At 51.5% G+C, this 24,838-nt stretch carries 29 protein-coding genes; 18 read left to right on the plus strand and 11 right to left on the minus strand.

Annotated features, from left to right (window positions below):
- Positions 1-27 precede the first annotated feature (27 nt).
- The 13 genes from phnD (at position 28) to KDX31_05890 (ending at position 10,559) form a co-directional block, all read left to right on the plus strand.
- Positions 28-1,041 carry a phosphonate ABC transporter substrate-binding protein gene (gene phnD, locus KDX31_05830; GenBank protein ID UTW04523.1) on the plus strand — a complete coding sequence of 338 codons (1,014 nt, stop codon included), beginning with the start codon at positions 28-30 and terminating at the stop codon, positions 1,039-1,041.
- Between the two features lie 83 nt (positions 1,042-1,124).
- The gene (gene phnE / locus KDX31_05835; protein ID UTW04524.1) at positions 1,125-1,922 is read left to right on the plus strand and encodes a phosphonate ABC transporter, permease protein PhnE; all 798 of its coding nucleotides are present in this window, start codon (positions 1,125-1,127) and stop codon (positions 1,920-1,922) included.
- A 32-nt stretch (positions 1,923-1,954) separates the two neighbouring features.
- A complete protein-coding gene (gene phnF, locus KDX31_05840; protein UTW04525.1) occupies positions 1,955-2,653 on the plus strand; it encodes a phosphonate metabolism transcriptional regulator PhnF in 699 nt (232 codons plus the stop codon).
- A complete protein-coding gene (phnG, locus tag KDX31_05845; protein ID UTW04526.1) occupies positions 2,650-3,099 on the plus strand; it encodes a phosphonate C-P lyase system protein PhnG in 450 nt (149 codons plus the stop codon). The genes phnF and phnG overlap by 4 nt, the downstream gene beginning before the upstream one ends.
- 3 nt (positions 3,100-3,102) lie before the next feature.
- The gene (gene phnH / locus KDX31_05850; GenBank protein ID UTW04527.1) at positions 3,103-3,708 is read left to right on the plus strand and encodes a phosphonate C-P lyase system protein PhnH; all 606 of its coding nucleotides are present in this window, start codon (positions 3,103-3,105) and stop codon (positions 3,706-3,708) included.
- On the plus strand, positions 3,708-4,829 hold the full coding sequence (locus tag KDX31_05855; protein ID UTW04528.1) for a carbon-phosphorus lyase complex subunit PhnI: 1,122 nt from the start codon (positions 3,708-3,710) through the stop codon (positions 4,827-4,829). Before phnH ends, KDX31_05855 begins: the two co-directional genes overlap by 1 nt.
- Entirely contained in the window at positions 4,826-5,686 is an 861-nt protein-coding gene (locus KDX31_05860) for an alpha-D-ribose 1-methylphosphonate 5-phosphate C-P-lyase PhnJ (protein ID UTW04529.1), read from the plus strand. The genes KDX31_05855 and KDX31_05860 overlap by 4 nt, the downstream gene beginning before the upstream one ends.
- A complete protein-coding gene (gene phnK / locus KDX31_05865) occupies positions 5,683-6,459 on the plus strand; it encodes a phosphonate C-P lyase system protein PhnK (GenBank protein ID UTW04530.1) in 777 nt (258 codons plus the stop codon). Before KDX31_05860 ends, phnK begins: the two co-directional genes overlap by 4 nt.
- A gap of 17 nt (positions 6,460-6,476) precedes the next feature.
- Positions 6,477-7,223 carry a phosphonate C-P lyase system protein PhnL gene (phnL, locus tag KDX31_05870; protein UTW04531.1) on the plus strand — a complete coding sequence of 249 codons (747 nt, stop codon included), beginning with the start codon at positions 6,477-6,479 and terminating at the stop codon, positions 7,221-7,223.
- Positions 7,220-8,356: an alpha-D-ribose 1-methylphosphonate 5-triphosphate diphosphatase gene (gene phnM, locus KDX31_05875; protein UTW04532.1), complete on the plus strand. Its 1,137-nt coding sequence runs from the start codon at positions 7,220-7,222 to the stop codon at positions 8,354-8,356. Before phnL ends, phnM begins: the two co-directional genes overlap by 4 nt.
- Before the next feature lie 5 nt (positions 8,357-8,361).
- A complete protein-coding gene (phnN, locus tag KDX31_05880; protein UTW04533.1) occupies positions 8,362-8,937 on the plus strand; it encodes a ribose 1,5-bisphosphokinase in 576 nt (191 codons plus the stop codon).
- Positions 8,924-9,715, plus strand: a complete 792-nt coding sequence (gene phnP / locus KDX31_05885; GenBank protein UTW04534.1) for a phosphonate metabolism protein PhnP — start codon at positions 8,924-8,926, stop codon at positions 9,713-9,715. Before phnN ends, phnP begins: the two co-directional genes overlap by 14 nt.
- Positions 9,705-10,559, plus strand: coding sequence for an EamA family transporter (locus tag KDX31_05890; protein ID UTW04535.1), 855 nt, complete (start codon positions 9,705-9,707; stop codon positions 10,557-10,559). Before phnP ends, KDX31_05890 begins: the two co-directional genes overlap by 11 nt.
- A 40-nt stretch (positions 10,560-10,599) precedes the next feature.
- Here KDX31_05890 and KDX31_05895 read toward each other — a convergent pair whose 3' ends face one another.
- From KDX31_05895 to KDX31_05925, 7 genes are all read right to left on the minus strand, one after another.
- Positions 10,600-11,130 (minus strand): RNA methyltransferase, encoded by a 531-nt coding sequence (locus KDX31_05895; protein UTW04536.1) that lies wholly within the window; start codon positions 11,128-11,130, stop codon positions 10,600-10,602.
- Between the two features lie 29 nt (positions 11,131-11,159).
- The gene (locus tag KDX31_05900; GenBank protein UTW04537.1) at positions 11,160-12,077 is read right to left on the minus strand and encodes a glutaminase; all 918 of its coding nucleotides are present in this window, start codon (positions 12,075-12,077) and stop codon (positions 11,160-11,162) included.
- Between the two features lie 9 nt (positions 12,078-12,086).
- Positions 12,087-13,325, minus strand: a complete 1,239-nt coding sequence (locus tag KDX31_05905) for a DEAD/DEAH box helicase (GenBank protein UTW04538.1) — start codon at positions 13,323-13,325, stop codon at positions 12,087-12,089.
- A gap of 132 nt (positions 13,326-13,457) precedes the next feature.
- Positions 13,458-14,162 (minus strand): mobilization protein MobD, encoded by a 705-nt coding sequence (locus tag KDX31_05910; protein UTW04539.1) that lies wholly within the window; start codon positions 14,160-14,162, stop codon positions 13,458-13,460.
- 231 nt (positions 14,163-14,393) lie between these two features.
- Complete coding sequence (locus KDX31_05915) at positions 14,394-14,993, minus strand: class I SAM-dependent methyltransferase (protein ID UTW04540.1); 600 nt, start codon at positions 14,991-14,993, stop codon at positions 14,394-14,396.
- A 73-nt stretch (positions 14,994-15,066) separates the two neighbouring features.
- Positions 15,067-16,062, minus strand: coding sequence for a sensor domain-containing diguanylate cyclase (locus KDX31_05920; GenBank protein ID UTW04541.1), 996 nt, complete (start codon positions 16,060-16,062; stop codon positions 15,067-15,069).
- Positions 16,063-16,146: 84 nt separating this feature from the next.
- Complete coding sequence (locus KDX31_05925; GenBank protein UTW05309.1) at positions 16,147-16,806, minus strand: adenine nucleotide alpha hydrolase; 660 nt, start codon at positions 16,804-16,806, stop codon at positions 16,147-16,149.
- Between the two features lie 253 nt (positions 16,807-17,059).
- Here KDX31_05925 and KDX31_05930 point away from each other — a divergent pair, with 253 nt between their 5' ends.
- The 4 genes from KDX31_05930 to KDX31_05945 all read left to right on the plus strand — a co-directional run bounded on the left by KDX31_05930 (position 17,060) and on the right by KDX31_05945 (position 19,718).
- Positions 17,060-17,365 carry a helix-turn-helix transcriptional regulator gene (locus KDX31_05930; protein UTW04542.1) on the plus strand — a complete coding sequence of 102 codons (306 nt, stop codon included), beginning with the start codon at positions 17,060-17,062 and terminating at the stop codon, positions 17,363-17,365.
- 25 nt (positions 17,366-17,390) lie between these two features.
- Positions 17,391-18,443, plus strand: coding sequence for an alkene reductase (locus tag KDX31_05935; protein ID UTW04543.1), 1,053 nt, complete (start codon positions 17,391-17,393; stop codon positions 18,441-18,443).
- A 79-nt stretch (positions 18,444-18,522) separates the two neighbouring features.
- Positions 18,523-19,185 carry a nicotinamide riboside transporter PnuC gene (gene pnuC, locus KDX31_05940; GenBank protein ID UTW04544.1) on the plus strand — a complete coding sequence of 221 codons (663 nt, stop codon included), beginning with the start codon at positions 18,523-18,525 and terminating at the stop codon, positions 19,183-19,185.
- Complete coding sequence (locus tag KDX31_05945) at positions 19,185-19,718, plus strand: ATP-binding protein (GenBank protein UTW04545.1); 534 nt, start codon at positions 19,185-19,187, stop codon at positions 19,716-19,718. The genes pnuC and KDX31_05945 overlap by 1 nt, the downstream gene beginning before the upstream one ends.
- Before the next feature lie 46 nt (positions 19,719-19,764).
- On the opposite strand, the gene KDX31_05950 is transcribed toward KDX31_05945, so the two are convergent.
- From KDX31_05950 to KDX31_05960, 3 genes are all read right to left on the minus strand, one after another.
- Positions 19,765-20,628, minus strand: a complete 864-nt coding sequence (locus tag KDX31_05950) for an aminotransferase class IV (GenBank protein UTW04546.1) — start codon at positions 20,626-20,628, stop codon at positions 19,765-19,767.
- Between the two features lie 394 nt (positions 20,629-21,022).
- Positions 21,023-21,907: a LysR family transcriptional regulator gene (locus KDX31_05955; protein ID UTW04547.1), complete on the minus strand. Its 885-nt coding sequence runs from the start codon at positions 21,905-21,907 to the stop codon at positions 21,023-21,025.
- A 98-nt stretch (positions 21,908-22,005) separates the two neighbouring features.
- On the minus strand, positions 22,006-22,467 hold the full coding sequence (locus KDX31_05960; protein UTW04548.1) for an Lrp/AsnC family transcriptional regulator: 462 nt from the start codon (positions 22,465-22,467) through the stop codon (positions 22,006-22,008).
- Between the two features lie 138 nt (positions 22,468-22,605).
- On the opposite strand from KDX31_05960, the gene KDX31_05965 reads away from it, so the two are divergent.
- On the plus strand, positions 22,606-23,658 hold the full coding sequence (locus tag KDX31_05965; GenBank protein ID UTW05310.1) for a PLP-dependent cysteine synthase family protein: 1,053 nt from the start codon (positions 22,606-22,608) through the stop codon (positions 23,656-23,658).
- 308 nt (positions 23,659-23,966) lie between these two features.
- On the opposite strand, the gene KDX31_05970 is transcribed toward KDX31_05965, so the two are convergent.
- Positions 23,967-24,821 (minus strand): DUF4392 domain-containing protein, encoded by an 855-nt coding sequence (locus KDX31_05970; GenBank protein ID UTW04549.1) that lies wholly within the window; start codon positions 24,819-24,821, stop codon positions 23,967-23,969.
- Between the last annotated feature and the right edge of the window lie 17 nt (positions 24,822-24,838).

The following is a 24,838-nucleotide window of genomic DNA, read 5'->3' on the forward strand; positions in this document are numbered from 1 at the left end:
CTGAACTTAAACCCGGAGTAAAACCCAATGAAACTTAAGCAAGTGTTTTCCAGGCTGGCTGCTGGTCTGGCGGTAACTGCTGCATTGACTGGTGTCAGTGTTGCTCAGGCTGAAGAAACTAAGACGCTGAATTTTGGCATCATCTCGACAGAGTCCTCCCAGAACCTGAAGACTATCTGGGTTCCGTTTCTGGCTGATATGTCTGCCAAGCTGAATATGGAAGTTAAGCCTTTTTTTGCTTCTGACTATGCGGGCATTATCCAGGCAATGCGTTTTAACAAGGTTGATGTTGCCTGGTACGGCAACAAGTCCGCGATGGAAGCGGTAGACCGAGCGGGTGGTGAGATCTTTGCCCAGACTGTTGATGTGTCGGGTAACCCGGGTTACTGGAGTGTTCTGCTGGCGCCTTCCGACAATGACACACTGAACAGTGTTGAAGACGTACTGGAACACAGTAACGAACTGGCATTCGGTAACGGTGATCCTAACTCCACTTCAGGTTTCCTGGTACCTAGCTATTACGTATTTGCAAAAAATGGTGTTGATGCGAAAAAAGCGTTCAAGCGTGTCACCAACGCCAGCCACGAAGCCAACTTTATGGCGGTGGCTAACGGCCAGGTTGATGTTGCGACAAACAACACTGAAAACCTTGCCCGCGTAGCAATTACTCATCCGAAAATGGTCGATAAAGTTAAGGTGATCTGGAAGTCGCCGCTGATCCCGTCTGATCCTATTGTATGGCGTAAGAATCTGTCTGAATCAGACAAAGGCAAGATCTATGACTTCTTCATGAGCTATGGAAAAACTAACAATGATAAGGAGCTGGATATTCTGAAGGACCTGCAATGGGCTCCGTTCAAGGCTTCCAGCGATGATCAGTTACTGCCTATTCGTCAGCTGGCGCTGTTTAAGAATCGTGCAAAGATGATCAATAACTCAGCTCTGTCTGATGCTGAAAAAGCACAGAAAATCAACGAGATTGATGAGCAGCTGGCTGTGCTGAACCGTCGTATGGCGGCCCTTCAGGCGGCTGCGCTGTAATGATCTGACAACGGGCAGTACCTGTCTCTGCTTTTTGTCAGGCAGGGCTGCCGGTTTTCTGTTTTCTCTACCGGGACCAGACGATGACCACAGATTCATATGTGAATACAAATGCCGTAGTCAGCAAGCCATTTAACTGGATGGCCGCGCTGAGTTGGGGTGTTTTATTCGCCATGCTTGGATGGGGATGGGAAGGTGCAGAGATGAACCCCATGGTATTGATCCGTGATTCGGGCAATATGGCGGAGTTTGCAGCTGACTTTTTTCCACCCGATTTCAGCGATATTAAATTTTACCTCGAAGAGATGGCGATCACGATTCATATCGCCCTCTGGGGAACCGTTCTTTCGATACTGTTATCGATCCCTTTTGGCATTCTCAGTTCGGAAAACCTGATGCCGGTATGGATCTATCAGCCGGTGCGTCGATTGATGGATGCTAGCCGTGCCATCAATGAGATGGTATTCGCCATGCTGTTTGTCGTGGCGGTAGGTCTGGGGCCATTTGCCGGCGTGCTGGCGCTGTTTATTCATACCACAGGGGTGTTGGCGAAACTGTTTTCAGAAGCGGTTGAAGCAATTGATCCACGACCTGTTGAGGGTGTCAGAGCAACCGGTGCCAATATTTTTGAAGAGATTCTCTACGGTGTTATTCCTCAGGTTCTGCCTCTGTGGATCTCCTATTCACTCTACCGTTTTGAATCCAACGTACGTTCAGCGACGGTTGTCGGAATGGTGGGCGCGGGCGGGATAGGCGTAATTCTCTGGGAGAGCATTCGTGGTTTCCAGTTTCAGCAAACCTGCGCGGTGATGATCGTTATTGTTATCTGTGTAACCCTGACCGACCTGTTGTCTCAGCGGCTGCGCAAAGCATTTATCTGACATTTTTTTAGCTCTGGAACTTGTATAGACAAATGGCTATTTATCGCGAGATTGCGACACAACTGAGAGATGAGATTGGTGCCCGGTATATATCCGGGGACCTGCTGCCATCGGAAAATCAACTGGCTGAACGCTTTGATGTAAACCGGCATACCGTCAGACGAGCGATTGACGAACTCGTTCAGGATGGGCTGGTGCGCCGTCATCAGGGGCTTGGCTGCCGTGTAGTGCAGAAACCGATCGACTATGCACTGCATGACCGGGCGGCATTTTCTCATAACCTGAATCAGATCGGACTGGGGCTGGAAACCGAAGTGTTGGGTCGCCGGATTACGGTATTGCCTGACATCCTGGCTGAGCAACTGGCGCTGGCGGAGGGTACTACCGTACTGGAAGTTCAGACCCGTCGCTTTATTGGCCCCGACCCTGTGTGCCTAATCCGCCATTATCTTTTCGATCTGCCGGATGATGCCCTGGGTGGGTTTGTTGAGGGGTCGCTGCACTCTTATTTGCTGCAGCATTTCGATCTTGAGTTGCAGCGGGGCAGCACCCGTTTACGGGCCAGAATGCCAACCTTTGATGAGTGTAATCAGTTAGCAATAAGTCGCGGGGTTCCGGTAATGGAGGTATATACCCGCAACTTTTGCCGTCAAACCGGGCAGCTGCGGGAATACTCAATCGCCCGCAGCCGAAGCGATTTTTTTGAATACCGAGTGGAACCAAAACCATGAATATTAGTACTGAACAGCGTCAGCATTGGATCGCTGTGCTGGCAAAAGCGCCCACTGAGGCACTGCGGACGCTATCCGATTCAGTGGTCAGTGATATGCAGTTCGAAGTGATCCGTGAGCCGGAGATCGGTTTGATGCAGGTGCGCGCACGTATGGGCGGTACCGGGGATGCATTCAATATGGGGGACATGACAGTTACCCGCTGCGTGGTGCGCAGTCATAACGATACCCTGGGATTCAGTTACATTGCCGGTCGCAATAAACCCCATGCACTGCGGGCGGCGCAGCTTGATGCAATGTTGCAGCTGTCAGACTTTCATCAGCGCCTGATTGACACGGTTATTGAGCCGCTTAAGCAACAGCTAATCAATACCCGGCAGGTAAAGCAGCAAGCTATTGCTGCCACCAAAGTTGATTTCTTTACTCTGGTCAGAGGGGAGGACTAACGAATGAACAGTATCGCACTTCAGATTGGCTTCAGGGACAGCGTGACCAATGCGCAACAGGTGTTTCGTTCGCTACTGACAGTAATGAGCGAACCGGGCGTAATTGAAACGCTGGATCAGACCGAGGCGCTGGATACTCTTTCGCCGGCAGCATTTTCAACCTGTTTAGCGCTCCTGGATTCAACCACCCGGCTCTGGCTGGCGGAGCGGTTTGCTATCGATAGCGTGATAAGAAATCTCAGTTTTCATAGCGGCTGCCGTCTGACTGGCAATGCTAACGAAGCGGATTTTGTACTCTGTCCGGCAGATCAGTTGCCACCACTGGAGCTGCTTAAACTGGGTTCCGCTGAATACCCTGACCGGGGCTGCACTCTGCTGGTTCAGGTCGGACAGCTGTCTGACAGGGTGTTGCCCGGGGCCGATGTCTTGCGTTTGCAGGGGCCTGGAATAGCGGATCAGCGAATCTTGTCGGTTGAATCACTGCCCGCCGAGCTGATCCGCTATCTGACTGAACGGCCCGATCCGTTTCCGCTGGGGCTGGATATTGTATTGCTGGCGGGGGGATCAGTTACGGCGATACCCCGCACCACTATTGTGGAGGTGAACTGATGTATGTAGCTGTTAAAGGAGGCGAAAAGGCTATTCGTGCAGCCCATAAACTGCTGGCGATCAGCCGTCGCGGTGATCCGGCGGAAGCTGAACTGGGCGTTAAACAGGTTGAACAGCAGCTGTCACTGGCTGTGGCCCGGGTGATGACCGAGGGTTCGGTGTATGACCCCGAACTGGCAGCGCTGGCTATCAAACAGTCTGCCGGCGATCTGGTGGAAGCGATCTTTCTGTTGCGGGCGTATAAGACCACGCTGAACCGCTTTGGTATCAGTGTGCCGGTCAATACCGGGCAGATGCAGATTGAGCGGCGTATCTCAGCCACCTATAAAGATGTCCCCGGTGGCCAGGTACTGGGGCCAACCTTTGATTATACCCACCGTTTGCTGGATTTCAGTCTGATGGCCGAGGGCGAGTTCGACAATCATTCCGATAGCCAGTCAGACACTGCCGATTGTGAAGCTGCTGATTCTGAACAGGGCACCGACGCTGTATCAAAAGTGCTGGCGATTCTGGAACGCGAAAGTCTGATGGTCCGCGAGACCGATCATCAGACTGAGCCCACCGATATCACCCGCGACCCGATCACCTACCCGGCTGATCGCAGTGCCCGTTTGCAGTCTCTGGTGCAGGGAGATGAGGGCTTTCTGCTGGCACTGGGGTATTCCACCCAGCGGGGCTATGGTCGCAACCACCCCTTTGCGGGTGAGATCCGCATCGGAGAGGTCGAGGTCTCCATTGTGCCGGAGGAGCTGGGGTTCGAGATTGAGATCGGTTCTATCCAGATGACTGAGTGCGAAATGGTGAATGGCTTTACCCGTCATACTGATGGCGATGTGAAGTTCACCCGTGGTTACGGGCTGGGCTTTGGACAGTGTGAGCGGAAAGCGATGGCGATGGCTCTGGTCGACCGCTCGCTGCAGGCGGCTGACTACGATGAAGAGGTGGTTTCGCCGGCGCAGCAGGAGGAATTTGTATTGTCTCACTGCGATAACGTTGAAGCCGCAGGCTTCGTATCCCACCTGAAACTGCCTCATTACGTTGATTTCCAGTCTGAGCTGGAGCTGTTGCGTCGTATACGGGCTGCTGAGCGGAGTGACTCTGCTAAGGAAACAAACTCATGAATTCGCAGGCAATACGTGAAGGTTATAACTTCGCTTATCTGGATGAACAGACTAAACGGATGATCCGCCGGGCACTGCTGAAAGCGGTCGCCATTCCCGGATATCAGGTGCCGTTTGGCGGGCGGGAGATGCCGATGCCCTATGGCTGGGGAACCGGTGGAATGCAGGTGACCGCGGCCGTGATTGGTCAGAGTGACTGCCTCAAAGTGATTGATCAGGGGGCCGATGACACCACCAATGCCGTGAGTATCCGCGCATTTTTCCGTGATCTGACCGGGGTGAAGACCACCGAGAGCACCGAACAGGCGACTCTGATTCAGACCCGTCATCGGATTCCGGAGAAACCACTACAGTCAGGTCAGGTGCTGGTGTATCAGGTGCCGATTCCGGAACCATTACGGTTTATTGAGCCGAGTGAAGTGGAAACCCGCAAGATGCATGCGCTTGAGGATTACGGCGTTATGCACATCAAACTCTACGAGGATATCGCTCAGTTTGGTCATATTGCTACCGCTTACGCCTATCCGGTTCTGGTGAATGGTCGTTATGTGATGGACCCGTCACCGATCCCGAAATTTGATAATCCAAAGATGCATAACTCACCCGCTTTACAGCTGTTTGGTGCCGGTCGGGAAAAACGGATCTACGCCATTCCGCCCTACACAGATGTCCGCAGTCTCGATTTTGAAGACCACCCGTTTGAGGTGCAGACGTGGGAGCACTGTTGCGCTATCTGTGGTTCACGGGAGAGCTTCCTTGATGAGGTGATTATGGATGATCAGGGGGGGCATGAGTTTATCTGTTCCGATACCGATTATTGCCGTACCCGAATAGAAAAAGGGGAGGTCGCCGCATGAACAACGAACCGATACTGCAGGTTAATAGCATTACCAGGCTCTATGCCGCCGGAAAAGGATGTCAGGAAGTCAGCTTCGATCTCTATCCCGGAGAGGTTCTCGGAATAGTGGGCGAGTCAGGCTCCGGTAAATCGACACTGCTGAACTGCCTTTCTGCCCGGCTGGCACCTGATCAGGGCGATATTCACTATCTGACCCGCGCAGCAGAGTGGGTCAACCTGTATGGCCTGAGTGAGTCGCGTCAGCGCCAGTTACAGCGCACTGAGTGGGGTATTGTGCATCAGCATCCCCGGGATGGGTTGCGTATGGGTGTATCTGCCGGGGCAAATATTGGTGAGCGGCTGATGGCCACCGGAGGGCGACATTACGGCGATCTTCGTGACACTGCCCAGCGCTGGATGAATGATGTCGAACTGGATATAGCCCGCATTGATGATAAGCCGACGACGTATTCAGGAGGCATGCAGCAGCGTTTGCAGATCGCCCGTAATCTGGTTACCCATCCCCGCCTGGTGTTTATGGATGAGCCCACCGGTGGCCTTGATGTGTCGGTGCAGGCGCGCTTACTGGACCTGCTGCGCCAACTGGTAACCGAACTGAATCTGGCAGTGGTGATTGTCACCCATGATCTGGCGGTGGCCCGTTTGCTGGCTCAGCGACTGATCGTGATGCGTCACGGCCGGGTGGTTGAAACCGGCCTCACCGATCAGGTTCTTGATGACCCTCAGCATGCGTATACCCAGTTGCTGGTGTCCTCTGTACTAACTTCATAACGCCGGGAGTAATGGCTATGCAAACAATGATAGAGGTGCGGGGGTTAACCAAGGTGTTCACCCTGCATAATCAGGGTGGTCTGAAACTGCCTGTTTTTGATGGCATCGACTTTATCGCAAATCAGGGGGAGTGCACGGTGCTGTTTGGCGAAAGTGGCTCGGGCAAAAGTACCCTGCTGCGCTCACTTTATGCTAATTATCTGCCGACCAGTGGCTCGATAGAGGTACGCCATCGCGGTGAAATGACACGCTTGACCGGTGCCAATAGCCAGACTCTGTTAGAGATCCGTCGTGAAACTATCGGATATGTCAGTCAGTTTTTGCGGGTGATCCCTCGTGTTGCAACACTGGATGTGGTGGCACAGCCATTGCGTGAGCGTGGGATAAGCACGGAGATTGCCCATGCTAAAGCGGCTGAACTGCTGGATCAGCTGCATATACCTGAACGGTTATGGTCTCTGCCACCAGGGACCTTTTCCGGCGGCGAGCAGCAGCGGGTCAATATTGCCCGTGGTTTTATTGTGGATTATCCCATTCTGCTGCTGGATGAACCCACAGCATCGCTGGATCAGCGCAATGCATCCGTGGTGGTGGACCTGATCTGTCAGGCCCGTAACCGGGGAACCGCCGTGGTCGGTATCTTCCACGATGCTGATGTGCGCGATGCGGTGGCCGATCAGGTTTTTCATGTAAACCCTGCCGGCAAAACAGAGCGTTTAAATATGGACGACAGTTTGAACCCTGATAAAAGGATACCCGTATGATTCTTACTAATGCCAATATCGTACTGGATAACGAAGTTATTCATGGCTCCGTCACTATCCGTGATGGCCTGATTGAATCGATTGATCAGGGAGCCGTTACACTAGCCGGTGTGACAGACTGTGATGGTGGTTATCTGTTGCCGGGGTTGGTGGAGTTGCACACCGATAACATGGAGAAACACTTCACCCCGCGTCCTGGAGTCGCCTGGCCCGGTTTGTCAGCCTTTAAGGTGCATGACGCGCAGATGATCAGTGCCGGTATTACCACGGTGTTTGATGCGATCTCGGTTGGTGATGTAGTTGAGGGGAGTGAACGGCTTAGTAACCTGACCCGGATGGCGGATGCTCTGAGTGAGAGTCGCAACCGGGGTCTGACCCGCTCGGATCATCTGCTGCATCTGCGTTGTGAAGTCAGTCATGAAGACACACTAAACAATTTTAAACAGCTATCAGAGCGATATCAGCCGCAACTGGTGTCGGTGATGGATCATTCGCCGGGGCAACGACAGTTTGCCAGTATCGAAAAATACCGGCAGTACTATCAGGGCAAGTACAAACTCTCTGATGCAGAAATGTCTGCCTTTATTGATCGTCAGACTGAAGCCAGCCGGCTTTACAGCGATCGGTACCGTCGTGAAATCTGTGCTATCTGTGAGCAGCGTGGAATTCCACTGGCCAGCCATGATGATGCCACCCGTGGTCATGTTGCTGAGTCAGTAGGGTTTAATATGGTGATTGCCGAATTTCCCACCACTTTTGAAGCGGCCAGAGAGGCCCATGGTCATGGGATGGCGGTCCTGATGGGCGCGCCTAACGTGGTGCGGGGGGGATCTCACTCGGGCAATATTGCCGCCCATACGCTGGCTTCAGAGGGACTGCTGGATATTCTTTCCAGCGACTATTATCCCGCCAGTCTGTTGGATGCTGCTTTTAAGCTGGCCAGTGATGAAAACAACCAGTATGACCTGGCGAAGGCTACAGCGCTGGTAAGTTTTAAACCGGCGCAGTCGGTAGGGCTGAATGATCGTGGCAGGATTGCACCGGGCTTAAAAGCCGATCTTATCTGGTGTGAGGCGACCACTGATCACCCTCATATTCGTCATGTCTGGAAAAATGGCCAGCGGGTGTTCTGATCAATATGGCCTTTCTATTTTATGTGGCAGGCCCTTCGGGCAGTGGTAAAGACTCTTTGATTAACGGCCTGCGGGAGCGATTGGGCGGCGGTACCTCCGTTCTGTTTGCTCATCGCTATATTACCCGTTGCTGGAAAGCGGGGGGGGAAAACCACGTTGAGCTGAGTGAAGAAGAGTTTTTACAGCGCGCGAAAGCCGGGTTATTCAGTATGCAGTGGCAGGCGAATAACTGCTGCTATGCAATCGGTATAGAGATTCATAGCTGGCTCAACAGCGGTCATTCGGTGGTAGTGAATGGTTCCCGTGCCCATCTCGAAGAGGCAATCAGCCACTTTGGCGAACGTCTGATACCGGTACTGATTAGCGTTAATCCGGACCGGTTAAGGCAGCGGTTACTTACGCGTGGCCGGGAAAATGAGTCCGAGATTGATGCCCGTCTCGCCCGCAATCAGATATTTGAACAACAACTGAATGGCCGGGTAGTTGAACTTACCAATGATGGTGATCTGGCCACCGCTGTGGATCATTTTTACGCTATTCTGATGGATTATACCGGGATGACGGCTAATGCTGAAAATTGAATTTCTGGGCAGTGGTAATGCCGCCGGGGTACCGGTCTGGGGATGCGATTGCAATGCCTGCCTGAGTGCAGAATCTGACCCGACAAAGAGGCGCAGAAGTGCCTCTCTGGCGATACATACTGAGGAGGGGATTACACTACTGGATGCCGGCCTGACCGATCTGGCGGAACGCTTCAGTTTTACATCGGTGAAACGTGTTCTGCTGACCCATTTTCATATGGATCATGTGCAGGGACTGTTTCATCTGCGCTGGTCTGAGCAACTGGAACCTATACCGGTTTACCGGCCTGATGACCCTTTGGGGGCCGACGATCTATACAAACATCCCGGTGTTTTCGCATTTCAGCCCCCTTTCAAACCCTTCGACTCTGTCGAGTGGCCAGGTTTCAGGGTGGTGGCCTTACCCCTGATACACTCCCGGGAAACGTTCGGTTATCTGCTCGGAAATGGCCGTTATTGCATGGCCTATCTGACCGATACTGCGGGCTTTCCGGCAGAGACCCTGAGTTATCTGCAACGTTACCCAGTGGATGATCTGGTGCTGGATTGCAGTGAACCTCCACGGGATTCAATGCCGCGTAATCATAATGACCTGAATGCGGCGATCGCTTTGTGGCGCCAAAGCGGGGCGGCACGTTTATGGCTTACCCATATCAGTCACAGGCTGGATTGCTGGCTTGAGCACTCTGCCGCTACACTACCGGAGGGGGTTTATGTTGCCCGTGATGGGATGGTACTTGAGGTAGAAAAGGATATGTGGACAGATAATGACACTTGAGCCGGGAATCGCCGTAATACTATCGGTCATGATGCACGTTACCTGGAATCTGATCGCCCGGTATCAGTCTTCCGCCGCCTTCCCGCTATGGTGGGTGTTACTTGCGCATTTGGTGATATTTGCCCCCTGGGGTTTCTGGTCGCTGTTGACTCAGGTCGACTGGAACCTGACTTTTGTGTTGCTTCTGCTGACTTCAGCGACGGCGAATGTAGTCTATTTTACCGGGCTGCGGCAGGCATATCATCATGCGCCGGTACCGCTGGTCTATCCACTGGTGAGAAGTTCTCCGCTCCTGATCGGAATCTGGAGTGTATTGCTGTTGGGGGAGACTCTGGGAGCCTGGGCCTGGGCCGGTATTATTGTCAGTGTCGCAGGTTTGGTTATCCTCGCCTTAAGTTCCGGTTCAACCGCCGATAAGCGTGCGTTGCCCTGGGCGATGACAGCAATGCTGGCGACCAGCATCTATTCCCTGAGTGATAAAGCTGCGGTGGCCAGTCTGGATAGTTTTGGTGCCATTGTCGGCTTTATTTCGGTGGGGTATCTCTGTTCCTGGCTGGCGATGACTTTTTTACTTTATCGTCAAACCGCCGACTGGCGCCCCCGGCGTTGTATTGCTCCGCTGGCAGTACTGTCCGGCGGACTCTGTATCGGTCTGGCTTATGCGCTGGTGGTGTTTGCCATGAAACAGATGCCTTCGGCAGTGGTCGTGGCGTATTCCAATGCGGGGATTATTATCGCATCGCTGATTTCAATTATTTTCTTTCGTGAGCGCATCGCCTGGAAGCAGCGGCTTGTGGCGGCTGTCACTATTCTGATCGGTATTGTGATGATCTATCAGGGATAGGCGGCCGATCATAACTGCCTGAATCAGATCAGTCGCGGTGTCAGTTTTGCAATGCCGGTTCAGCTTTGCAAACCAGACGGTTATTGACATCACGGCTTTGTTTAATCCGCTCACCATGGTCGATTGGATTGTTCTGTTTTGCCATCCGGTCATAGAGTAAGACATTCACCGTCGCTGCCAGATTCATACAGCCGATAGTGGGGATGTAAACAACCGCATCGGCCAGATCGACAACAGACTGATCAATAGAGCCATCTTCCGGGCCAAAGATGTAGAGTGCATCTTCCGGATGAGTGAACCCGGGCAGGGGGATTGCTCCTTCCGCCAGTTCTACGCACACCAGCTTTTGATGTTTTCCCGCCAGCTGTGTAAATGACTCGACAGCCGTTAACGGAATCTGTGCACTGATGTTTCGGGTATCCAGATGATACTTAGCAGCTCTCTCAAACCGGGTACCGCTGTAGTAGACCGCCGCAGCACCATAGCAGCCCGCTGCACGCATCACTGCGCCAACGTTGGATGGGCTTTTGGGGTTACACAGTGCAATGGCTGCTGAACCTTTGTTTTCCATGATAAATCCTTATGAAATCAATTTACGCATCAGCCAAAAATAGACCAGCCTGTATGCTGAACCAGTTTTTCCAGTGCTTCGGTACCCAGTTTGCTGTTACCCACGTCATCCAGTCCCGGAGACCATACCGCGATTGACGCTGTGCCTGGTGCTATCGCTAAAATACCGCCGCCAACACCACTTTTACCTGGCAGGCCGACCCTGAAGGCAAATTCGCCTGAGCCATCATAGTGACCGCACATCAGCATCAGCGAATTAATTCTTCGGGCTCGCTGAGTCGACACCACCCGGGTTCCCGTGACCGGGTTGCGACCGTTATCGACCAGGAACAGACCGGAGCGAGCCAGTTGCTCAGTGTTCATTGCAATAGAACAATGATGAAAATAGGTGCCTAAGACGCAATCAACCGGGTTTTTTATACGCCCAAATGACGCCATAAAGTGGGCCAGCGACGCATTCCGGTCACCGGTGCGCAGTTCTGACTGTGCCACTTTTTCATCGATGCCGATGCTGTCATCATCCGCAATAAAGCGAACAAATTGCAGAATCTCTGCCAGAGTCTCTTTAGGCTGGTGGCCCATCAGAATGGCATCGGCGATGGTGATGGCGCCGGCATTGATAAAGGGATTGCGGGGTTTGCCGTTTTCATGCTCGAGCTGCACGATAGAGTTAAAAGGGTCGCCTGACGGCTCCCGGCCTACCCGTGACCATACGGCATCACCCAGCTTACCCAGCGCAATTGTCAGGGTGAAAACTTTCGAGATGCTCTGTATCGAAAACAGCTGCGCGCTGTTACCGGCACTGAAGATACGGCCATCGGCCATGGCTACCGTAATGGCAAACTGGTTTGGATCGATACAGGCCAGCTGCGGAATATAATCCGCCACCTGGCCTCTGTCTTTGCTGGTGCCAATCGTGGCGACAATTTCATCTAAAATCTTTTGCACAGTGTCTCCTTAGCGCCGACGTGATCGACCCGATGGTTTTCCCCGGCTGCCTCGGGTTTTAGCGCCACGCCCCTTACTTTTAGGCGGAGCGAAGTTCTGATTAAGGTCGGGCTCGTACCCGGGCAGCCATTGTTGCATCAGCTGAGTGTCGAGAATCTTATGAATCTCATCCAGTAACCAGGTTTCATCGGCGCTTAACAGTGTAATGGCGATGCCGGTTTCGCCGGCGCGGCCGGTTCGTCCGATACGGTGGATATAGTCCTCGGCATTGTAGGGCAGCTCATAGTTGATGACATATTTAAGCTGCTGAATATCCAGCCCCCGTGAAGCGACATCGGTGGCTACCAGTACCCGAATGGAGCCGTTTTTAAAGCCCTCCAGCGCCCGTTCGCGGGCACCCTGAGATTTATCCCCGTGGATCGCTTCCGTTTTTAAACCATCTTTACACATCTCTCTGGCGAGATCGTCGGCGGCCTGTTTGGTGCGGGTAAACACCAGAACCTGCTGCCAGTTTTTCGAGCCGATCAGGTATGAAGTTATCTCGCGTTTACGCTGCTTATCCACCTCGTAAGCGATCTGCTCCACCTGACTCGCGGCTGCATTTTGCTGATCCACCTGGATGCGGGCGGGATCGGTAAGCAGTTTCTGACTCAGTTTAAACACCGCATCATCAAAGGTTGCAGAGAACAGCAGAGTCTGACGTGTCTCTGGCACCGTGCGCAAAATCCGTCTGATATCATCGATAAAGCCCATATCGAGCATACGGTCCGCTTCATCCAATACGAAGAACGCCAACTGACTCAGGTCGAGCACGCCACGGCTGAGAATATCGATCAGCCGGCCCGGCGTGGCCACCAGAATGTCGACTCCCTGTGCAATCTCAGCCAATTGATTATTGATGCTAACGCCACCATAGGCCACGACCGTGCGATGGACTGAATGGCTGCCGTATTCCTTAAAACTGTGTCCCACCTGTTGAGCAAGCTCCCGGGTGGGGGTCAGTACTAAGGCCCGGACGACAGCTTTATTTATCGCAGTGGCTGAAGGGGCCGGGTTTGTTAATAAGTGCAGAATCGGCAGAGCAAAAGCGGCTGTTTTACCGGTGCCGGTTTGCGCACCCGCCATCACATCGCGGCGCGCTAAAATAGCCGGAATCGCTTCCAGTTGAATCGGAGTGGGCTGGTGGTAGCCTTTTTCCTCAACGGCCTGCAGCACCGAGGGGTGTAAATCAAATGATGCGAAACTCATAACCCTGCCTTCATGTTTGAATAGGCGCGAGTTTAGCAGATCGGTTATTTATTTGCGGCGGAAAAATAAGTCACACAGTGGTGATAGGGGGAAACCGGGCCTGGATTGAAACTATCCTGGCCCGACGATCTATTACAGGTAGCTGAGCAGAACGCCCACCGTTTGATGAGTCTTATTAACCCACACTTTACTGCGCTGCCTTTCCATAATGCCAAGGTGCTCAACTTCACTGTCTTTGAGGTTTGCCGCGGCCCAAAAACTCAGCCCGATTTTTTCAATCTTCTGCATTGTCGGCGTGTGCAGAGCGGGAATGTAGAACTGATATACCGGCATCGTTTCCTGGCTCGGGCTCTGTAATTGGGCCAGAGCTTCAATATTGGAGAAGTCGGTGCCCCGTCCCTGATTTTTAGCCACAAGAACCGTAAACTGATCATTGTATTTATTGAGGAAGTTATCCAGCAGGTTAACTGAATCGGGACCACTGTCGACGGCATACCAGTAGGCCAGTTTAATTCCCATCTCTTCGCACATTTCGATAACGCCGTTTTCCTCAATCCAGCGGTCGAGAAAGCGTTCACTTTGTGCCGGCAGATCAATCAGAATATTGCAATCTTCCTCTAACGCCAGTTCCATAATCTGGTCGATGCTTTCAAAGTGATCCAGGTTGATTGGCCGGGTGTAATCCAGGTAGTAGCGACTCAGAGTCGGGTGTGACTGGTCTGCATCCAGACCAATATATGGCATAGAATTGTCCAGGAAATATTGAGATAGCAGGCGTGATAGTACCGATTTGCCTACACCACCTTTTTCGCCACCTACAAAGTGAATCGTGCTCATAAATTCTGTACCTGCGATAATCGTTTTTGTAAAACCCGGAGTATAAAATGCGCTAATGAAAGCAGTATTTCAACCTATTGTATTGATTGTTTTTTCTTTTGTAATAAAGGCAGGGTTGTTGCACTAAATAGGGGCGTATATCCAGGGTGAACGGCTGTTTTGGTCGTTAATGATTCAGCCCGGGTGGAGTTGAATAATCAAATTTTAAGGGCAACTGATGAGCCTGATCTCTCAGATTTTTTGTACGATAAAGTAGCTATGCAACTCTGGATACTGATCGTATTCGAGGTGGCGGCAGATACAGTCTGAAGCGGCAATCAGGTTGAGAAAACCGGGGATACCTAATGTTGAGTAGTAGACTTCAGGCCCCATTGTATTATCAGTGTGATCATCCGCTACATCTGTGCCACCGCAGGAAAAGATACATACACCGCCGCTGTTAAGGCCATTAAACAGCTTTGTCAGTAGTGCTTCCTGCTGCGTAAGTGGCACGTGCCAGATGCTATCCCAGGCGGAGATAAAGTCATATCTTTGTGGCAGCTCCCACTCACAGATATCCTGATGATAAAACCGGATCTGGGGATGGCGTTGCTGTGCCAGCCTGATCATCTCTGCAGAAATATCGATACCTTCCGCGGTGAATCCTTCTGCAATTAGCAGATCGATGATACGCCCGGTACAGCCGCAACCAACATCTAAGGCTGTTCTTTGCTGTTGGGTAAACGCAACTGCCCGCTGATGTTGTGCAATACCGTTGGTCCGGTTGAATTTATCGCTTTGCCACAGATGTGTGATGCTATTGTACGCCTGACCGATCTCTTCCGGTTTCATGTTTATCTCCAGCTATTATGAGGCTGATCGAGGATTTTCAGGCAGATAATGATCCGGCCGGTATATTTAATATTTAGCTAAAACTGATTTTTTCTACCCGGTTGCGACCATTCATTTTCGCCTGATAAAGCGCCTGGTCAGCTTTTTCAATCAGTGTTAACGCTGACTTATCATCTGCCGGCAGGGTTGAGCTGACCCCGGCGCTGATTGAGATGCTGCTGCCAGCTGCCGATGACTCATGAGAGATCTCCAGCTGATTTATTTTTTCACGATAATCCTCGGCGATCTGCATTGCCGGCGTCAGCGCTGTATTGGGCAGTAGCAGTACAAACTCTTCTCCTCCGAAGCGGGCACAAAAATCGGTTTCCCGTTTTACGATGGATGATAAGGCTTTCGCGATCATTTTCAGGCAGTCGTCACCCGCTAAATGGCCGTAGTGATCGTTATACTGTTTGAAAAAATCTACATCAATCATGATCAGTGACAGGGGCTGCTTTTCCCGCTGACATCTGTTCCATTCGTATTCAAGCCGGGTGTCGAAGGCTCGTCGGTTAGCAATGCCCGTCATACCATCCTGTACGGCTAATTTTTCCAGAGTCTCATTGAGTTTGTTAAGCTTTTTCTCGCTTTCCTGCAGTTCAGCGGTACGCAGTGCAGCCTCCTGTTCCGCACTTTTTTGAGCGCTGATATCAGTAATATAACCGCACCAGATGAAAGCATTGTTTTTCTTTCGTTGTGTCGGTTTGGAGTTAATCAGGACCCATTTTTGTTGACCGGATGGCAGTATGATCCTGACCTGTAAAACAAAAATGTCATTTCTTTCCGTTGATTTAACATCTTCAGCCATGAGTTGATCAATATCGTCGGGGTGGACGATGGCCCATAAGCGTTCAATGTCGGCAATAAAATACTCGGGAGGGTGACCTAATATGTCCAGAGAGGTGGGGCTCATATACAGGAGTTCACTGGAGCCATTATCAAACAGAACATATTCATAGAGCACCGCAGGCATCGTATTCAGAAAGTCCTGCAGTGTCTCTTTCGTAAGATTCGAATATCCTTCTATCAAGCTATTCTCCGATATGCACCTTCCCGGTTAATAGGAACTGCTTTTGAACACATTAATACTCAGATCATGCCAGTTGGTGTAGTGCTAGCTGGCTGTTGCTCCGGGCAGAAGGTCAGCAAATATAAAGTTATCGCGGGTTACAATCTCGCCGACGGTGATATCTATTTTACGCCGGAACATGGGGCCATCAAAAACAAAACTGTGGAACTCGCCATTCTCGCCACAGGGATCAACCGAATCGGGTAATCCGTCAATAAAGGCCTGGTCATACTCCCTGCCTGCTAACTCGGCGGGGGCCTGTTTCGGATCAACACAGGTAATAACTGTTTTCAGCCCCCCCTGCAACATCTCTTTCGATAATCGGTCAGTGGGGATCTGCCATAGTGGGAAGAGGGGGGTAATTCCGGTTCCGGCCAGATTTTTTTCTCTGTAGGCTCGAGTATCCTCCAGGTAGAGATCGCCAAACGCCATGCAGTCAATGCCATCGTTCTGCATTCTCTGCACAAAACGACCCATAATGTCTGCATAGTCTTCGTGGCTACACGGGTTAGGCAGCTCAATAATCTCCAGCGGTAAACCGATACTATCGGCCTGGGCTTTGAGTAACTCTACCCGTACTCCATGCATCGCGACCCGATCAAACTCTTTGTTAACGGTACAAATTATACCTTTCAGTTCGATCTCCGGATCATTCTGTAGCTGGTATAGCGCCCATGCACTGTCTTTCCCACTGCTCCAGGACATCAGTGTTTTTTGCTTCATATTTATATACTTAGATGAATTTATCTCTCTATGCTAGCAGATTTTTTCTGCCATCTCCCGATGGATATTTCAGGGGAATGCGTTAACTGCAATTATCTTCATTGCATAAGACTCAGAAGAAGTAAGCGATTTGAAGAAAGATAATGGTTGTATATCGCCAAATAACGATTTATATTTCGCTGTATCGCGATTAATGAATATATCTGTTTGTTATGTAGTTTGTAGAAGGAATCAAATGAGCACTGCCGAACTTGATGAGATGATCAAGGCCCTGTCACACCCGGTGCGCAGGGATATTTTGAACTGGTTGAAACAGCCCGAGTTGTTTTTTGCAGATCAGCAGCACCCGCTGAGTTTTGGGGTGTGTGCCGGTATGATCGACCAGAAGACCGGTTTATCACAGTCCACGGTATCCGCTCATCTGGCCACGCTTCAGCGGGCCGGCTTCATCAGCAGTAAAAAAGTAGGCCAGTGGAGTTTCTTTAAGCGGAATGACGCGGTCATTCAGACGTTCTTGTCACGCTTACATGAGCAACTTTAAGCCGAACCGTTAACAGGAGGTATCAATGCCAACCCTATTTGATTCTTTGACTCTGGGTGATCTGACCCTGAAAAACCGTATTGTTATGGCGCCCTTAACCCGTTGCCGGGCTGATGAAGGCCGGGTTCCAAATGCGTTAATGGCTGAATACTATGCTCAGCGAAGCAGTGCCGGTTTGATTCTGACAGAAGCAACCTCTGTCACGCCTATGGGGGTCGGTTATCCTGATACTCCCGGAATCTGGTCTGAGCCTCAGGTAGAAGGCTGGAAACAGGTCTCTGATGCGGTTCATAAGGCGGGTGGATCTATCTTCCTGCAGCTCTGGCATGTGGGACGAATCTCTGATCCTGTTTATCTGAATGGTGAAAGTCCTGTCGCTCCCAGTGCGGTCAGGCCAGCGGGTCATGTCAGCCTGGTTCGACCTAAGAAAGCGTATGTTGATCCACGTGCACTGACTCTGGATGAGATTAAAGAGATTGTGGAAGCCTATCGACAGGGCGCTGTAAATGCTAAAGCTGCGGGTTTTGACGGCGTGCACATACATGGTGCCAACGGCTATCTGTTGGACCAGTTCCTGCAGGATAAAACCAACCTCCGGGATGATGAATATGGGGGTTCACTTGAGAATCGTGGCCGTCTGCTGTTGGAAGTCACCGATGCCTGTATCGGTGTCTGGGGGCGGGGGCGTGTGGCTGTACATCTGGCACCCCGGATGGATGCCCATGATATGGGGGATTCTAATCGCATTGAAACGTTCAGCTATATAGCCAGTAAGCTGGGGGAGCGGGGTATTGCGTTTATTTCAACCCGCGAACACGCTGCGGAAGACAGTATCACTCCGTTATTGAAGCAAAAATTTGGCGGTGCCGTGATCGCGAATGAGCGGTTTTCTAAAGCCCAGGCTAATCAGTGGCTCAAGGAGGGGAAAGCGGATGCTATCGCGTTTGGTATTCCGTTTATCGCGAATCCGGATCTGCCAAAACGACTTGAGCTGGATGCAGAACTCAATTCACCTCGTTCTGAACTGTTTTATGGGCAGGGGGAAGAGGGGTATACTGATTACCCAGCGTTGATATAACAGTACTTATTTACATCAGAAAAGGCTTGCGTGATGCAGGCCTTTTTTAGTTTTCTGAAGCGGAGATAGCAACAGTCTTATGACGGAAAGTAGTATTCTGGCGACTATCGAGTGGCTGCAACTGTTTGGCAGTACTCCTCTTGAGGTTATAGCAACAACCAGCGCTATTCTCGGGGTTATGCTGATTGCCCGGCAAAATATTCTTGGCTGGCCGCTGGGCATCCTCTGGGCGTCTATCTCTGCCTGGCTGGCGATTACCGAGTGGCAGCTGGTTTCTGATGGCATTCTTTATCTTTCTTATATCCCGATTCAGCTGTATTGCTGGATGGTTTGGGTCAAACGGGGTTCAGCTGTGGAGCAGGGGGCGTTTGTGCCGCAGTGGTTACCGCAGAGACAACAGCAGCTACTGGTTGCCTTCGCTGCACTCTGTATCCTCGGCTGGGGGCTGGGAATCTCACTACTGGCCGAAAAGGTCAGCTGGATTCCTCAGCCCTCGCTGTTATGGCTGGACTCAGTGACGACCGTTTTAAGTTTTTTTGCGCAGTTTCTTCAGGCCCGTAAGCGAATGGAAAACTGGGTCGGCTGGTGTATCGTTAATCTACTGGGTATCTATATCTACTGGATTAAAGATGCACCAATCTACTCATTTCAGTACGCGATCTTTTTGGGGCTGGGGATCTATGGCTGGATTCAGTGGCACAGATCTCAGAAGCTTCAGTCGTATGCAGCAGGTAGCTGCTAGTGCGGATTGTGATTACGGGGGCGGAATCCTCCGGTAAAAGCAGTTTGACTGAGTCTCTGGGCAGACTGCTGAATCTGCCCTTTGCGCTCGAGTATGCACGCTATTACCTGGAGCAGAGTGGTCCTGAATATGATCTGGAACTACTAAGCCGGTTAAGCGTGCTGCACCGGCAGTATCAACAGACTAAAGTCAGTTGTGATGCTCCGCTGGGGATTTTTGATACCGACCTGATCAATTATAAAATCTGGGCGGAAGAGGTGTTTGGTTGTTGTCCGCAAGTGATTAGTACCGGGATTGCCCGGGAATCATCCCATGTCTATCTGTTGTGTAAGCCCGATCTTCCCTGGGAGCCAGATCCGTTGCGGCAAAATCCGGATGACCGGGAACAGCTTTATCAGCGTCATCTGCACGAGATTGAGCGGTTAAAGCGTCCCTTTGAAATAGTGGAAGGGAGAGGGGAGCAGCGCCTGGCAGCAGCGGAAGCGGCTGTTAAGCGTCTCATCCGGCAGAATATGTCTGACAATCAGGCATAAAAAAACGCACCCAAGGTGCGTTTTTAACGATTCAGTCTGCGCTCAATCAGAAATCAAACTTTGATGCAGTATAGATCTTGAATGCTTTTTCCCAGACTTCGCCAACTTCGCCATTGCCGACAGGCTTGCCGTCAAGTTTAGTCACCGGAGCGATCTCTTTAGACGAAGAGGTGATCCACAGCTCGTCAGCGTTGCGCACATCGTCCATTGTCACGATTCGCTCTTCAATTTTCAGAGAGCCATCAGCGGTGATGCTGTCGATAATAATGCGGCGGGTGATACCTGGCAGGATCTGGTTGTCCTGGATTGGCGTAATAATAACACCGTCTTTCACAATGAAGGCGTTGCATGAACTACCTTCAGTCAGCTCGCCTTTGGCATTGTAAAGCAGCGCTTCGTCATTGCCGGTAGAGTAGCCTTCCTGAAAGTGGATAACGTTACCCAGCAGTGCAGTAGACTTGATATGACACCGCTGCCAGCGCAGGTCTTCAGTAGAGATCATGCTGTACTGGTGTACTTTGGTACGGTCAGCAGGCTCTGGATCTTTGATACCGAAAGTGAAGCAGAAGATAGTGGGTTCAACACCTTCCGGGTAAGCGTGGTAGCGTTTAACGTCAGTACCTCGGGATACATGTACGTAAACACCCAGGTTTTCGCCCTGGTCACTGTTCTTTGCGATCAGGTCGTCCAGCAGGGTTTTCCACTCTTCCGCGGTGTGGCTGTTTTTGATCTCAATCGCAGCCAGGCCATTGATCATACGGTTGATATGAGGCATCAGACCTACAGATTTACCGTTGTAGTATGGAATAACTTCGTAAATACCGTCACCAAACAGGAAACCACGATCCAGTGGAGAGATGCGGGCTTCTGCCAGCGGCAGGTATTCGCCATTCAGGTAAGCAATGCTCATATTAACCTTCCTTAAAACGGGTTATGGACTTTTTCGACAGACTGACATGGGAAAGATACCAGTGGCAGTATAGCTGTATTGCAATGGTCCGGATTATTTGACACTGAGTTGCTGTAAAAAGCTGATCGTGAATCGATCTGAGGACAGCTTCCGGGTCACGCGATAATGCAGAAAACCGAGCTTAGCTTGTGACTGTGAGCCCCGGGTTAACGGCAATCTGACTTTTTGAGTTGGCTTCAGTTTCTTAGAAAAGTGGAATAGTTGCAATAGCCGGAAAAAGATAAGAGAAATAATCTGTTTCTATAAAAAATACAGAGTAAATTTTTACAGTTTTTGATTATATAGTTATAAAGCCTTCCTGAAATGTGCCTGTGATGAGCGTGTTCTGTTATGTTCAGGGAGTGCTGACAATAATTTCCCGGCCACTTTGGGCCAGTAGCTGGGGCAGAATACGATCATCATCCAGGCGCCAACAAGCACAAAAAGCCAGCTCCGGTGGTTGTGGACCGGGACTGAACTCAACCAGCCGTCCTTGTTGCAGGTGGGAGCGGATCACCGGCTCCGGTAACAGTGCCATTCCAGCACCTTCCAGTGTCAGGGTGAGCAGATTGGCCACCGAACTGCAGGTGTGAAATACCGGCATCTCTTCCAGCGGCCTGAACAGTTGCTGAAGGTAATCCCATGGGCGGGTATCCCGTGGAAAGCTGAGAATCGGGGACTGGCCAAGTTCTGCTACGCTGCTGACCGGGTTTTCGGCCAGTCTTTGGGGGGTGGCGACCCAGTGCTGAGGATAGCTGCACAGGGGTTCTGTCACCAGTTCCGGCAGGTCGCTGTGTCCTGCAACCATCAGAGCAAGATCCAGTTCATGTGCCTGCAACTGACGTGTCAGGGTCAGGGTAACATCACTGATCAGCTCAAATGACATCAATGGGTGTTGTTGCTGCCAGTTCTGTAAGAGCGGTGAAAGGTAGAGGTGTGCCAGCGTGTCAGTAATACCGATGCGCAGCGTACCCTTCTGGGGGTTCTCATCCGTGATCTGCTGTTTCATCTCCTGACTGATCGCCAGCAGTTTCTCGGCGTAGGGCAGCAGTTGGGTCCCCCGGGAGGAGAGTCGTGTGCCACTTTTATCCCGGATAAACAGCTGAGCCCCCAGCTCCTCTTCCAGCGCATGGATTCTTGCAGAGATCGCCGGCTGAGTCGCATGTAGCTGCTGGGCTGCGGCATGAAAGCTTCCCAGACGGGCTACTTTGACAAAGGTGTTCAGGTTTCTCAGACGCATGATTGCCGGGCTCAGAGGATAATACTGTCAACTATATAGGAGCAGCGTTTTAGTTAGAAGTCTGGTTTTAGTCGCAAGCCTCGATAGCCTGAACCGGGTCAGCAGTGGGTGAGTGGCAGTCGGGTAGAGAACTTGATCTCTTCCATGGCAAAACTGGAGGTCACATCGGTCAGGCCATCGACTTCGCTGATCAGCTTTTTATAGAACTGGTCAAATGATTCAATATCGCGGGTTGCTACCCGCAGCAGATAGTCCCACTCGCCAGCCATTCGATAGCACTCCATCACTTCTTCAAAGCGGGCCACTGATTCAGCAAAGCGCGTCAGCCACTGCTCTTCATGCTGCTGCGTTTTTATATGTACAAAGACTGAAACACCGGCCCCTATTTTGGCGCTATCAAGCAGGGCAACCCGGGCTTTGATAATGCCATTTTCCTCCAGCCGTTTAATTCTTTTCCAGCAGGGGGTTGTCGAGAGGTTAACCTGCTCTGCTATATCAGCAACCGGCAGAGTGACATCCTGTTGCAGAAGGGTAAGAATCTTCTTGTCGATGGAGTCCATAGAAATTTAACCTCTTTAAGGTTGATTATGGGTAAAATTATTCTACAGATTACCGTTTTTTTCCAGCATAAAGCAAAAAACGTCTCCGCAGGCAAAAGTATACTGTGGGGATTACATAACTGATTTTAGGGAGTGGACATCATGAGTGCCTGGACAGAACTGGCAGTGGTGCGAATTAAGGCTGATGCGCAGCGCTCAGCGGATACCCATCTGATTAAACTGGAGATTCCGGCGTTGGCCGGTGTTGATCTGTATCTGAAAGATGAGAGCAGTCATCCTACTGGTAGTCTGAAACACCGATTGGCACGCTCTCTGTTTCTCTACGCGTTGTGTAATGGTCAGATTCATCAGGGGACCACAGTGATTGAAGCGTCTTCCGGCAGCACCGCGGTATCGGAGGCCTACTTTGCGCGTATGATCGGTGTTCCCTTTGTGGCGGTGATGCCCCGTAAAACCGCCACCGCAAAAATCAAGCAGGTCGAGTTCTATGGTGGCCGTTGCCATTTTGTCGATTGCCCGACACAGATGCACGATGCTGCGGCGGTGTTGGCCACGGAGTGTAATGGCCATTTTATGGATCAGTTTCGCTTTGCCGAGCGGGCTACCGACTGGCGTGGTAATAACAACATCGCTGAGAGTATCTTCAGGCAGATGTCACTGGAGACTCATCCGCTGCCAGCGGCCATTGTCATGAGTGCCGGAACCGGTGGTACGACGGCTACCCTGGGGCGCTATATTCGCTATAAGGGATTTAACACGACATTGGTGGCGGTAGACCCTGAACATTCGGTTTTCTATGACGTATGGGAGACTGGTGATCGCAGTATAGAGATAAAACTGGGCAGCCGTATCGAAGGGATCGGTCGTCCCCGGGCGGAGGAGTCTTTTCAGCCGACGGTGATCGATCGCATGCTCCGGGTGCCCGATGGCGCGTCGGTTGCCGCGATGCTCTGGCTGGAACAGTTTACCGGTCGCAGAGCGGGGGCCTCGACCGGTACAAACCTGTGGGGCATGCTGACCCTTGCCGCTGAGATGCATCGGCGGGGCGAGCAGGGATCGCTGGTGACCCTGATCTGCGATGGTGGCGAGCGTTATCCCGATAGTTATTACGACGAAGCGTGGGTTGCTGAAAATATTGGCGATATTTCCGGGTATCAGTCGCAACTGAGCGGGATGTTGGGGGCGGAATAGGTTCAGGGTTGGAAAATAAACAGTTTGATCTATCGCTATCGCGGCTGGAAGCCGCTCCTGCATGTGAGTAGGAGGAATAATCGATTACGGTGAGCGGTCAAAGGGTGTAGGAGCCCCTTCCAGGGGCGAAGAGAACAATCGCGGTAAGGTGCTGTTTCTTGTCCATGCGTTGAAGATAAGGGTAAAGGTAAAGGTAAAGGTAAAGGTAAAGGTAAAGGGTGGTTCAGGTTGTTATCAGTGCCTCTGTATTGGCATAAAAAAACCGCCATCGGCGGTTTTTTTAAAGCACTCTTTTAAAGTACTCAAACTCAGGCGGTATAACCGATCAGTGCCCGTAGTCCGGCGATAACACTGTCGCCCTCTTCAAGGGGTAGGCCGTCTTCGGTCAGCTGATTGATACGGGTGACGCCGTCAACACTACCGAGCTTTGAGAGGTATTCGATAATGGCCAGCGGATCGATCTCGCCCAGCAGGTCGCGCCCGCTCCACAGACTGAAGAAAGCAATCAGGCCGTAGGCACCCCAGTTGGATACATCGGCGATCAGCAGTTCATCGACACGGGTCGCCGCGGGTGTAATATCCAGCCCTTTGATCGCTTCGGTGATGTTACCCATACCGATCTCGTTGCCACCATCGCCAATACCGATGGTCGGGCACTTGGCATTGTTAACAAAGGTGTCGAAGCAGGCGGTACGTGCGCTGATGCTCTCGCCGCGCATATTGTAATAACCACCGTCTTCAGCCTGTCCGGGACGCTCGATGGACAGCACTGCATCAGGATTGTAGTTATACAACGCCTTGAACGCTTCAAGGGTGCGTTCCTGGTGCTCACCCACCCGGATCTCGTGGACACGATATTTGTTCATCAATGCCTGAGAGACCGGCGGGCCGCAAACGATTACCGGGGTGGCACCAAGCTTTTCAAGGGCATCGTAAAGGGCGATTGCCCCCAGTGGACCATCGGTTTCAAAGGTATCAACAACCGGGAAACCGGTGCCGATCAACACATGGCCTTTGCACTTATACAGAGTGCGTGCAGCCCGAAGGTAGTAGCCACTGGACAGTGCAGGCTGAACCGTTTTCATGCCGCGCAGGTTACGGGACACCAGCAGGTCTTCTACCTGCTTGCTAAGTACGGCTTCATTGATCTGATTTTCTGACATCGAGAGTTCTCTCTGTT

The sequence above is a fragment of the Amphritea atlantica genome (assembly GCA_024397875.1).
In the GTDB taxonomy this organism is placed as follows: Bacteria; Pseudomonadota; Gammaproteobacteria; order Pseudomonadales; family Balneatricaceae; genus Amphritea; species Amphritea atlantica_B.